The sequence below is a fragment of the Streptomyces sp. NBC_00271 genome (genome assembly GCF_036178845.1).
In the GTDB taxonomy this organism is placed as follows: domain Bacteria; phylum Actinomycetota; class Actinomycetes; order Streptomycetales; family Streptomycetaceae; genus Streptomyces.
On record NZ_CP108070.1, the window covers coordinates 5379156 to 5390846 of the forward strand.

Here is an 11691-nt window from a genome sequence, read left to right on the forward strand (position 1 = left end):
GGGTCGGGGCAACCAGCACGATCCCCACGTGCGGCGTCCGAGAGTGCCCTACCGGGCTGAGGTCGAGTCAGCAGAACTGTCGGTTGCGTTGCCGGCCTTGGTCGGATCCTCGGCCGGACCGAGCGGGGTCAGGCGGGCGGACCGGCGATGCGCAGGACCGCCGAGGAGGGGGTTCGGCGGAATCGGTGGCACCGGTGGGGATGCCGATGCGGGCGGCGAGGATGGTGATGTCGTCTTCGGCGGGGCTGGGGGCGAAGTGGTCCATGAGGGTGTCGCACAACTGGTTGAGGTCGTTGTGCGCGCCGGAGAGAAGGCGGATGAGTTCGTCCAGACGCTCGTCCAGGTCGATCCCGCGGGTTTCGATGAGGCCGTCGGTGTAGAAGACGACGATGCTGCCCGGGTCCAGGACGACCTCGGTGGTGGTAAAGCGAATACCGCCGATACCCAGGGGAGCCCCGGCGGGCAGGTCGAGCAGGCGGGCGCTGCCGTCGGGCGTCACGAGGGCGGGCGGGGGGTGGCCGGCGCGGCCGAGCCAGCAGCGGCAGACCGTGCAGTCACAGATCCCGTACAGGCAGGTGGCCAGGAGGGGGCTGTCGAGTTCCTGGAGCGCGTCGTCGAGATGGTGCAGGAGCTGATCGGGGGGCAGGTCGAGGTGAGTGAAGGCCCGCACGGTGGTGCGCATCTGCCCCATGATCGCGGCAGCTTGTATGCCGTGGCCCATCACGTCGCCGATGACCAGGGCGCCCTTACCGGGGGCGAGGGTGACGACATCGAACCAGTCCCCTCCGACCTCGTGGACGTCGGAGGCGGGCCGGTAGCAGTGGGCGATCTCGATGCCCGCCGGGGGTTTCGGGAGGCTGGGAAGCATGCTGCGCTTCAAGGTGAGCGCGACGTCGTGCTCGCGGTGATACAGCCGGGCGTTGTCGATGCAGACGGCGGCGTGGGCGGCCAGATCGCCGGCGAGCGCAAGGTCGGCGGCGTCGAAGGCAGGCCGGTCGCCATCCCGCAGGAAGGTGGCGACGCCGAGAACCAGGCCGCGGGCCGTGAGGGGCACCATCATCATCGACGTCACGCCCAGGGACCGGAGCCGTTCGGGAATCGAGGAATAGCGTGCGGCCTGGGCGACGGCACGGGCGTCGATGCGGCGCAGGAGGAAGGGCCGACGGTCGATGACAGCCTGCGCGTAGGGCGCGCCGACGGGGAAGTGCAAGGTGCGGCCGACGGGGGTGAGGATGTCGGCGGCCGCGTGATCTCGGGCGGGAGCCTTGCCGAGGCGGCGCAGAGCGGCGCCGCCCCACAGGCTGGTCATCGGCTCGGTGGCTTCGGTGAGGTCGGCCAGGGCGTCGACGGTGGCGATGTCGGCGAGGCGGGGCACGGCGATGTCGGCCAGTTCCTGTCCCGTTCGGGCCGCATCGAGGGTGGTGCCGATCCGCAGCGTGGCCTCGTTGAGCAGCGCCATGCGTTGACGGCCGGCGGCGGCCTCCCGCTCGCTCTTCTCCTGGGTGGTGACATCGATGATCGAGGCGTTGATCCCCAGCGGTTCGCCTTCCGCGTCCTCCAGGCGGAAGTAGGAGCAGGACCACACGCGCTCGTGGTCGGGGCTGGCGGGCGTGCGGCCGATACGGCGGAAGTTCACCACGGGGTCACCGGTGACCAGCACCCGACGCATCGCCGCTTCCATCTGCTCGCTGTTGACCCCGGGTAGCACCTCCGACGGTCGGCGCCCTATGTGTGCCGCGGCGGGTAGCCCGTTCATCGCCTCCAGGGCGCGATTGATCTGCTGGAACCGCAGCTCGGTGTCGAAGATCGCCAGTCCCACCGGCGAGCGGGCGAACAGCGCGTCCAGCGGGCCACCGACTTCGCGGAGCTGACGCGCTTCACGGGTCTGACGCGCTTCACGGGCATCGGCGGCCAGGAGCAGTACGTCCCACCCCTCCCCGCCCTGTGCGGCCACGGGGCACGCCCACACCTCCATCCCGATGGTGGAGCCGTTCTTGTGCCGCATCGGAAATTGCCCGGTCACGCTGCGCCCAGCGGCAACCGCATCGTGCACGGCGCGTGCCTCCCGGCGATGGTCGGGGAGGACGAGATCGGTGAGGTCACGGCCGATGACCTCACCGGTGGCGTAGCCGAGCAGTTCGGGGGCTGCCTTCGCCCACTGCCTGATCCGTCCGGTGCCGTCGGAGACGATCAAGGCGACGGGCAACAGATTCCACCATGCTGCGGCCTGTCCGACCGCAGCCGTCCGCTCCCCGGCCTGCATGGGATCCGGCATCACGAGTGCTCCAAGCTGCTGCCTTTCCATTATGAACAGGTTTGTGAGCAGCGGCACCGGCGTCTGCAGCGGTAGTGGCTCATACCTCGGCCGTGCCGGAAGCGAGCGGTCGGCAACGGTCATTCGCACATCACAGTGGCGAGAAAGCCCGGCTCAGGCGATACGGTGGCCACGGGTCGGGCGATCAGGGCAGACGCTTGGAGATCATCCTCAGACTTACAAGGCTGATGTCGCTGCCGATCCTGAACGCCCTCCCGGGCCGGATTGCCGTACCTACGGCATGTGCAGCACCTGCTCGCCCCAGATGGTCTTGCCGGTGCGGGTGTAGCGGGTGCCCCAGCGCTTAGTGAACTGGGCGACCATGAACAGGCCGCGGCCGCCCTCGTCGAATACTCGGGCCCGGCGCAAATACGGACTGACGCTGCTTCCGTCGCTGACCTCGCAAATCAGCGTCTCACCCTTGATGAGCCGCAGCCGGATCGGCCCTCCAGCGTGCCGCATCGCGTTGGTGACCAGCTCGCTCACCACCAGCTGCGTGACGAACGCGGCCTCCGCCAGTCCCCACAGGGCGAGCTGCTCCGCTGCGAGCCGGCGAGCGTCGGCGACGACCGCGGGATCGCTGGGCAGGTCCCAGCTGGCGAGGCGGTCCTCGCCGAACACGCAGGGGCGTGCCAGGAGCAGGGTGACGTCGTCGGCATGCGGTTCGGGGCACAGGGTGTCCAGGACGGTGTCGCACAGAGCATCAAGCGAGGTGGCCGGGAGGGCGAGGGCGCTGCACAGGTCGGAGCACCCTTCGTCGACATCGCGATCCCAGGTGGTGAGGAGACCGTCGGTGAACAGTGCCAGCAGGCCCCCTTCAGGCACGATGACGTCCGCCGCCTCGAACGGCAGACTGCCGAGTCCCAGCGGAGGGCCACAGGGCATGTCGATGACACTGCTGGTGCCGTCCGGGTGGATCAGCACGGGGGCGGGGTGGCCGGCGCGGGCCAGGGAGCAGGTGCCGGAGACCGGGTCGTAAACGGCGTACAGACAGGTGGCACCGATGTCGCCGGGGATCTCACCGGTGGGCTCGCCACCTTGCTCACCCGCGGTGTGGGTGATGATGTCGTCGAGGTGAGTGAGGAGTTCCTCGGGCGGCAGGTCGATGTCGGCGAGGGTGCGCACGGCGGTACGCAGGCGGCCCATGGTCGCAGAGGCGTTGATGCCGTGTCCGACGACATCGCCGACCACCAAGCCGACTCGTGCTCCGGGGAGGGGAACCACGTCGAACCAGTCACCGCCTGCCTGGGCGCCGCCGCCCGCAGGCAGGTAACGGGCGGCCGTCTCCACGGCGGGGTGCACGGTCGACTCCCGGGGCAGCAAGGCCCGCTGCAGTGCGAGCGCGACGCCGCGCTCCCGCGTGAACCGGCGGGCGTTGTCCAAACAGATCGCGAGCCGGTCGACGAGGTCCTCGCTGATCGCCGTGCAGTCGGGGCCGAAGGCTTCTTCATGCGAGGCCTCGTACCTGACGAACAGGACTACCCCGAGGGAAACGCCCTGAGTACGGATCGGCACAGCGATGAGCGAGTGGGGGCCGAACGTCTCCGCGAGCGACGCCTGAACGGGATCCTCGGCCAGCCAACGGATGACCTCGAAATCCTTGGTGCTGTGACGAACGGCCCGGTTCTCGGCCAGACACCGCGCGACCGGCGACGACCATGGATGGGTGTGCACTTCCGTAGCGCCGATCACCGCATCGGGCGCGTGCCGGGCGGCCCACTGGTATGCCGCCATGCGCAGGGCAGTGACACCCCGAGGAAGGACTGGCGCGGGCAGCTCCCCCTGGAAGACGGGCTCCAGAAGGTCCACACTGACGAAGTCGGCGAAGCGAGGGACAGCGAGTTCCGCGAATTCTCGTGCGGTTCCCACGATGTCCAGGCTCGTACCCACGCGGGTCCTGGCCTCGCTGATCAAGGCGATGCGCTCCCTGGAGTCGTACTGCTGGGAGTAGTCGGACGCCGCAACGCCCACCGCACGCACCGAGCCGTCCGCGTCCCTGAGCGGGAAGACGTCCATGGCCCAGGCGTGGGCCTTGGATTCCCCGGGGAGCCTGACGATGGGCTCCACCGCTTCCGCTTTTCCGGTCCGGGCCACTCGAAGGACCCGCCGCTCCACCTCCTCGATCGCGTTGCCCTGGAGAATCTCGGTCAGGCGCCGCCCGCGGGCCTCCTCCTCGGAAAAGCCCCCCACTCCAAGCATCGGCTGGTTCCCGCGCAGCAGGCGCCCGTCGAGGTCGCAAATGGCAACGGCAAGCGGCTGCTGCTCGAATATCCACTGCGGGAGCAAGGCATGCCGTGGTGCGCCTGTCGCGGCCTCGGGCACGGCCGTCAGCAGGAGCAGGAAGCCGCAATCCCGATCGGTGTCCTGCAGCGGGCACAAGTGCACCTGCGCGCGCAGCGCGAGGCCGTCGCGGTGCCGCAGCGTTCCCTCTGCCGTCAGCAGGTCGTCCACCGGCCTGCCGATGATTTCAACAGGGGCGTATCCGAGCAGTTCCTGCGCACCACTGCTCCAGTGGGTCACGCAGCCGTCCCGGTCCAGCACGCCTGCCGCGGCGGACACGTCCAAGCGAGCACCGGTGAATTGGCGAGTGTTCCGCCTGCCCCAGGTGTGCATGGTGGTCTCTGATCTCTTGTCGCAGGCAGTATCCACAGTGCTCCTGGGACCATGGGATGGCAAGCTTCAGGCGGCCTGCCTCGACCCACCTGCGCACCCGTCGGGCCTGCACGTGGTCCAGTAACCCCACTTCGTCCGACCCGGGGCAGACCACCGCTCGCATGCCGGAAAACACCGTGGCCGGCCCGCCCCGGAATCCGCCGACAGCCGGTCGAGGTCGGAGATGTTCAGCAGGTACAGCATTGTCTCTGCGATGCGCGATTTCGCACCGATCACCAGTGGCGCTGCTACGCAGACGCTCCGCGAACGGATTCGGCACACATGAGGCCGGGAAGCCCCGTGAACACGCGAGTCGCAGGTTCGAATCCTGCCGGGGGCACGGAACACAGGGCCAGTCCAGGAGGTACCCCCTCCCAGGCCGGCTCTTCGCCGTTTCAGGCGCCGTGCCACATGCGTGCCGCCCCCCATCCCTGATCGACGCGGTCACTGCGGGGCACGGCCTTGATCTCTACTGCCGGGTCTGACGAACTGCCAGTAGCGCCGACGCGCCAAGCCAGCAGACAAGACCTCAGCCGTAACTAAGGGTGAGCCAACGCCGCATAAGGTTGATCGGATGTGAAAGGTTCCCCATGGCGATGAAATCGCCTAAGTTATTCCGATTAGCATGAAATGGCTGCGTATAGATCGCTGCAGGTCCACATCCGATCACATGCGGCCCAGCGGGTACCCAAGCGGTGAGCGGAGGCGACAGTCGGCAGTGGTGAACACCAGAGGCGGCGAAGCGGACAACACCGGCCCGTCCATACCTCACGTCCCCCATCCACTGCACCAGCGGCAGGGCCGGACCAAGACCGTACGGCCCCTGAAGCGACACCGCATGCGGATGCGGCTGCTGGACGCCGTGGACGAGGACCGGCGCACTGTCGCAGTGCTGCTGACCGCGCTCCAGCAGGCGGTAGCCGAGGTGCAGGGCCTGGGCGGCATGGTGCATCTCCCGGGCGGCGGCATGAGCGGCATCCTCTACCTGGTCGCAGACAGTGGCCTGCCGGAGTCGATGACCCGGCCCTGGCTGATCATCCCGGTACGGGGCACGGCGCCGCCCAGCAGCGCCGCCCGCAACGACACCATCACCTGGCAGCCCGATCTGGCCCCGCCCGACCCAGTGCCAGGCCGGGACCCCGCCGCCCTGTGGCCTTCCGGACTCCCCGCCGGCATCGGTCACCTGGCCGTCCCCATTCCGGGCGGTGGCCGGCGACGCGGCGCGCTCTCCGTCCTCTTCGCCCCGGGCACCGAGCCCGGCGCGGCGGAGCGCGCGTTTCTGAACGAGGTGGCGACCTGGATGTCCGGGAGGCTCAAGTCGTCCGGGATCCTCAATCCGTCCCCCACCCTGCTGCGCGCCCTGGAGAACGGGCCAGGACCGCGGGAGGCCGTCCCCCCGTGGGGTGTGGAAGCGGTGCCGTCCATCACGTACACCTGGGACCTGCGCACCGGCGAGCTGACCTCCGACCGGCCCGTCGTGGAGGTGCTGGCCGGCATCGATCCGGAGGTGATGAGCGGCGGCATCGAGGCGTGGGCAGAGCTGATCCACCCGGACGACCTGCCAGGGGCGGTAGCCGGCTTCGACACCGGCATCCAGATGCGCGGCGGCTTCCAGAACGAGTACCGGATCCGGCGCCAGGACGGCACATACCTCTGGATCGAGGCCCGTGCCCGGACGATCACGGACGAAGACGGGATGCCGGTGAAGGTGATCGGCACCCTCCGGGACAGCAGCGAAACGCACGCCGCCGCCGAGTCGGTGGGGCGGGCGCTGCGACACATGAGCGACGGCTTCGTCTCCCTGGACACGGACTGGCGCATCGGATTTCTCAATCAGGCCGCCGAGCGGCTCTTCGGCGCCGCGGGAGATGTGGCCGGAGCCCTGCTCTGGGACATTCCCGCGGTACGTGCCGTGCCGGGACTGGAGCAACGGTGCCGGGCCACGGCTGCCCAGGGCCAGCCGGCCGGATTCGACGTACCGGGGTCGAACGGGACGTCCTGGTACCACCTGCGGCTGGTACCGGTGCCGGAAGGCCTCACGCTCTACATCACCGACACCACCGAGCGACATCTACGGGAGGTCGAGCGGGCCGCCGCGGAGCGGGCGGCCGGAAAACGGGCGGCCCTGGTGCAGCGGACGACGCGGGAGCTGGCCGAGGCTGTCACGGCCCAGGACGTGATGGCGGCGGTGGCCGAAGGCGTGATGACACCCCTCGGGGCCACCGGACTCGTCATGCTCGACGTGTTCGGCGACCGGCTGACCGTGGTCGGCTCCCGTGGGTATTCGGAGCGCTTCACCCGACTGCTGGACGGGCACTGGACAGTGAGGGACGTCGCCAACCCGGTCGGGGACGCCCTGCGCACCCGCACCACCCTCTTCATCTCCTCCCCGGAGGAGTTCCTGCAGCGGTACCCGGAGACCGAGATCCTGGTCCGGGAGAGCGGCAAGCAGGCGTGGGCCGTTCTGCCGCTGACTGCATCAGGGCGCGACATCGGCGCGGCGGTGATCTCCTTCGGTCGACCGCGGGTGCTGGACGATGACGAACGAACGCTGCTGACCGCTCTCAGCGGACTGATCGCGCAGGCCCTGGAGCGGGCCGGGCTCTACGACGAGGCGACGACCCGGGCCCGTACGCTCCAGCGCAGCCTGCTGCCGCAGGCATTGCCCAAGCTGCCCGAGGTGACGGCGGCGGCGCGCTACCAGTCGGCCAAGCAGGGAGCCGACGTCGGCGGCGACTGGTACGACGTGATCCCGCTCTCCGCGGCCCGGGTGGCGCTTGTGATCGGAGACGTCATGGGCCACGGCATGGCCGAGGCCGCCACCATGGGCAGGCTCCGCACGGCCGTCCGTACCCTCTCGGAGCTGGAGCTGCCGCCCGACGAAATCCTCGGACACCTCAACGACATCGTCGGCGAGCTGGGCACCGATGCCTTCGTAACCTGCCTGTACGGCATCTACGACCCGGTGACCCGGCGTCTGTCGTACGCCAGCGCCGGTCAGCCGCCCCCGGCGGTGGCCCACCCCGACGGCACCGTCACCTTCCTGCCCATGACCCCGGACCCGCCACTGGGGGTGGCCGCTCCGCCCTTCGAAGCCCTCGAGACCCTCCTGCCCGCCGACAGCCTGCTCGCCCTCTACAGCGACGGCCTGGTCGAGAGCAAGGACAGGGATGTCACCACCGGCATGAGCCGCCTCGCCGAGCTCCTCCTTCAGTCCGTGAACACCATGCCGACCTCACAGGCGGACGCGTCCGACCTGGACGCCCTCTGCGCCACCATCACCTCCGCGCTCCTTCCCGCCCACGGCGAGCTGATAGACGACGCCGCCCTGCTGCTGGTCCGCACCCACCCGCTGGACGCGGAGAACGTCGCCGAGTGGCCGTTGCCGGAGGACCCGGTGGCGGCGGGCCAGGCCCGGGAGCTGGTCCGCGCCCAGCTCACCGACTGGGACCTGGCCGATGAGGACCTGATCATGACCACCGAACTCCTGGTCAGCGAGCTGGTCGGAAACGTCATCCGGCACGCCTGCGGCCCCATCCGGCTGCGCATGCTCCGCAGCCGCGCACTGATCTGCGAGGTCTCCGACGCCAGCCTGACCACACCGCACATCCGCCACACCTCCGCCACCGACGAGGGCGGCCGCGGCCTCCAGCTCATCTCCGCACTCTGCCAACGCTGGGGCACCCGCCACACCCGCACAGGCAAGTCCATCTGGACCGAACAGCCCCTCCCCACCACCTCGGTTTGATCTTTGACCGCGCAGGTCACCGTTCGCCCGGGTAAGCGCCTGAACTGGCCGCGAATGGCCGCAGATTCCCAAGCAAAGAGTTCCGAGGCACGGCGCTCCGGCACTCCCGTCACGGGACGGCCGTGGCATCCGGCCGACGACACAAGCCGGTGGCGTGGCCAAGGCCGGTGGGGGTACAGCGAGACATACGCGCGCCTGGTCGGACGGCGCACCCGCCATCGTGGCTGGCTGTCGTCGGCTGAGGCTCGTGCCACAACCGTGCCAGATACTGGGGTCAGCCACGGTCAACGAGGGCGTCCTACAGCCGCGCTGCCGTCCGCCTCACCACGTATCGAAGCCCCAGGCCGGCGGACGGACTCTCGAACCTCTCTCCTAAAGCGGGTGTCGCAGGTTCGAATCCTGCCGGGGGCACAACGCAGTACGCCGCCGACCTGGGGTTTCTCGCCCAGGGAGGCACTTTGTTCGGCCTCGGACTCCTCGTCCGGGGCCGTTTGCGTGAGCAGTGCGTGAGCGGACGGGTCGCTAGGCCCCGATATTTCTCGGACGGATCAGCACTATCCGGCACGGTGTCTCACAACCGAGGGCTACCCCGTAAGGACATGATCTGGTGGAGACCACCTCCGCGGAGGACTCGGACGGCACCTCGGACGACCTCGGCTCGATCGAACTGGGCGAGAACGGCTTCCCCGACGAGTCCTGGTCGCGCCCGGGCCCACGGCCCTCTACCACGGTGGCGGCATGAAGTTCCGGTGTCACCGTCCCGCGACCCGCATCTCCAAGACGGACAACGCCCAGCTGGGCGACATCGTCTTCTTCAAATGGAAGAAGGAACGGCGCTACAACCACGCCGCGGTGGTGACCTCCAAGGTGCGGGGACACCTGGGACTCTCCCAGCACGGCATCAAGAACCACACCACGCTCGACGATGTGCTGGCGCGGTACCGCGGCACCAGCAACCCGATACAACGAGTCCTGATCATCCGACCCAGGAGTGCCAAATGAGGGCAGGGACCGCAGCGCGCGGCCCGATGACCGGAGCGCTGGCAGCCAGTGTGCTGTTCGCGGCGCTGACCGGGTGCTCGTCCACGGACGACACGGCGGACACCCGCTACGCCAAGGAGTACACCGGCCATGAACCCCTGCACGTGCTCGGCTACCCCTCCACCGGCTCACTCGGCGTCACGCAACAGCTCGTCTGGCGGATCGCGGACGCTTCCGCCGACCGGCTCGCGGCACTCGCCACCGGTGACGGCGGCAAGGACGCCGCACGCAGCACGGCCGACAACTGGATCAAGGCATTCGGAAAGGGAGCGGGCGGGAAGGTCGCAGCCGACTTCTACGGCGAAGGCTCCGAGCGTCAGGCCGTCGTCCTGTACTTCCAGGACACCGGGCAGACGAAGGAGATCAGCGTGCGCCTCGACGGGAACGCGGGCGACGACGGCTGGCACGTCCTCATGGACGAACCGTCCATGAAGGAGGCCACGGCAGAGCCGACCTGGGCGCCCCGAACCCCGGGCGGCTCAGGATCTTCTCGCACCCGCTGACCCGCCCCCGTGCTGCCACGGCGCCCTCGCATCCGTACCGCGCAGGGCGCCGTGGCGTGTCCGGGGCCGCCGGCCAGGACGCGCGGGGCTGCCGAGGCGGTGCGGGAGGTGAGGGCCTAGGAGTTGTCTTCAGATGTCACTCCCACATCAGGAGCGATGCGAGGGCGACGGCTGCTTGGCAGGACTCGGCGGTCTTGTCGTACCGGGTGGCGATGCCGCGCCACTGCTTGAGCCGGTTGAAGCAGCGTTCCACCACGTTGCGCCGCTTGTAGAGCTGCGTGTCGAAGGCTGGCGGACGCCCGCCGCGGCTGCCGCGCCGGAGGCGATTGCGGACCTGGTCGGCCCGTTGGGGGATGGTGTGGCGGATGCCTCGCCGTCGGAGCCGGCCGCGGATTGCTCTGGAGCTGCAGCCCTTGTCGCCCAGGACGTGGGTGGGCCGCACGTGGGGGCGTCCCGGGCCGATGCGGGGTACCCGGATCGCCTCCATCACGGCGGTGAACTGGGTGCAGTCGTTGGTGTTCCCGCCGACACCAGCCAGTCGACGTCCCCGGCCGCGTCGGCCCGCGCCTGGGCGGCACGGAGCATCTGTTCGAACGTGCCGTCCATGGCCCACCGGTGAAGACACGGCCTAGTGCTCGCGGCGGCCCAGCGGTGGAGGTAACGCGCTACCCGACAGGCATGTCGGATGCCGAGTGGACCACGGTGTCCCGGCCGTTGTTGCCGTGTCGAGGTCGCCGCGTAGCCAGGGCGGAAGGCAGGAGGCGTACTGCCGCTGCGCGATGCCTTCTTTGGTGATGAGGTGTCAGGCTCCGCAACTGGACGGCGTGTTGCATGCCATCGGGACGCCCCCCCCCGGGCCGCCAAGTCACCCCGTGCGATTAGCATCTGCACAGAAACCACTGTTTCGCGGTCATTCAGCTGGAGAGAGCAACGCGCATGCATAAGTCCATACGCCGGGCACTGATCACGGCCCCCGTTTCCGCCGTCGTCGGCCTCGGCCTCGCCTTCACTATCGGCGCGGGCACGAGTTCGGCAGCCCCGCACAATGTCAACGAGCGGTACGCCCAGGGCTCCATGTCGTACAACCCTGCCACCGACACTGTCACGGTCAAGGACCTCAAGGCAGACGGCCGCACCTTCGCCGTCAGTCTCTTCGGGCCCGCCTCAGACAACGTCCGCGTGTGCAAGGTGGGCGGCAAGGGCAAGTCCAAGACCTGCGACTTCAACTTCAACAGCGGTCGGCTGAACGTCCTGGTCTTCAGCGAGCGGGGCAACCAGCACTGGGACATCGACAAGTTCCACATGGAGGCCTGACCCACGGACCCGCGGACCCGTGGACCGGGCCGCCGGCCGCCCGCTCCTCCTCCACCTCACGCGTCGTACGAGATCTTCCCCCCACTCGCCCATAGTGGGCCGGACCTTCGTCGACTCCT

The 11691-nt window shown here is 69.2% G+C and carries 7 protein-coding genes and 1 pseudogene; 5 read left to right on the forward strand and 3 right to left on the reverse strand.

Annotation, left to right across the window (positions count from 1 at the left end):
• Positions 1-67: 67 nt before the first annotated feature.
• Positions 68-2275 carry a SpoIIE family protein phosphatase gene (locus OG798_RS24645; RefSeq protein ID WP_267062120.1) on the reverse strand — a complete coding sequence of 736 codons (2208 nt, stop codon included), beginning with the start codon at positions 2273-2275 and terminating at the stop codon, positions 68-70.
• 273 nt (positions 2276-2548) lie between these two features.
• The gene (locus OG798_RS24650; RefSeq protein ID WP_328760075.1) at positions 2549-4873 is read right to left on the reverse strand and encodes a SpoIIE family protein phosphatase; all 2325 of its coding nucleotides are present in this window, start codon (positions 4871-4873) and stop codon (positions 2549-2551) included.
• 814 nt (positions 4874-5687) lie between these two features.
• Here OG798_RS24650 and OG798_RS24655 point away from each other — a divergent pair.
• The 4 genes from OG798_RS24655 to OG798_RS24670 all read left to right on the forward strand — a co-directional run bounded on the left by OG798_RS24655 (position 5688) and on the right by OG798_RS24670 (position 10258).
• Positions 5688-8714 carry a SpoIIE family protein phosphatase gene (locus tag OG798_RS24655; RefSeq protein ID WP_328757687.1) on the forward strand — a complete coding sequence of 1009 codons (3027 nt, stop codon included), beginning with the start codon at positions 5688-5690 and terminating at the stop codon, positions 8712-8714.
• Between the two features lie 607 nt (positions 8715-9321).
• Positions 9322-9456 carry a hypothetical protein gene (locus OG798_RS24660; RefSeq protein WP_328757688.1) on the forward strand — a complete coding sequence of 45 codons (135 nt, stop codon included), beginning with the start codon at positions 9322-9324 and terminating at the stop codon, positions 9454-9456.
• Positions 9453-9716 (forward strand): amidase domain-containing protein, encoded by a 264-nt coding sequence (locus tag OG798_RS24665; protein ID WP_121415843.1) that lies wholly within the window; start codon positions 9453-9455, stop codon positions 9714-9716. Before OG798_RS24660 ends, OG798_RS24665 begins: the two co-directional genes overlap by 4 nt.
• On the forward strand, positions 9713-10258 hold the full coding sequence (locus OG798_RS24670; protein WP_328757689.1) for a hypothetical protein: 546 nt from the start codon (positions 9713-9715) through the stop codon (positions 10256-10258). The genes OG798_RS24665 and OG798_RS24670 overlap by 4 nt, the downstream gene beginning before the upstream one ends.
• A 136-nt stretch (positions 10259-10394) precedes the next feature.
• Here OG798_RS24670 and OG798_RS24675 read toward each other — a convergent pair.
• Positions 10395-10811: pseudogene (locus OG798_RS24675) on the reverse strand (transposase); the annotation flags it as partial.
• A gap of 383 nt (positions 10812-11194) precedes the next feature.
• Between OG798_RS24675 and OG798_RS24680 the strand changes: the two are divergent.
• Positions 11195-11572, forward strand: coding sequence for a hypothetical protein (locus OG798_RS24680; protein WP_095854112.1), 378 nt, complete (start codon positions 11195-11197; stop codon positions 11570-11572).
• The last annotated feature ends 119 nt before the right edge of the window (positions 11573-11691 follow it).

What these genes read in the sequence shown, in the direction of transcription:
- OG798_RS24645 (WP_267062120.1), bottom strand. Translation starts at nt 2,275, where the DNA reads ATGCCGGATCCCATGCAGGCCGGGGAGCGGACGGCTGCGGTCGGACAG.
- OG798_RS24665 (WP_121415843.1), top strand. Translation starts at nt 9,453, where the DNA reads ATGAAGTTCCGGTGTCACCGTCCCGCGACCCGCATCTCCAAGACGGAC.
- OG798_RS24670 (WP_328757689.1), top strand. Translation starts at nt 9,713, where the DNA reads ATGAGGGCAGGGACCGCAGCGCGCGGCCCGATGACCGGAGCGCTGGCA.
- OG798_RS24680 (WP_095854112.1), top strand. Translation starts at nt 11,195, where the DNA reads ATGCATAAGTCCATACGCCGGGCACTGATCACGGCCCCCGTTTCCGCC.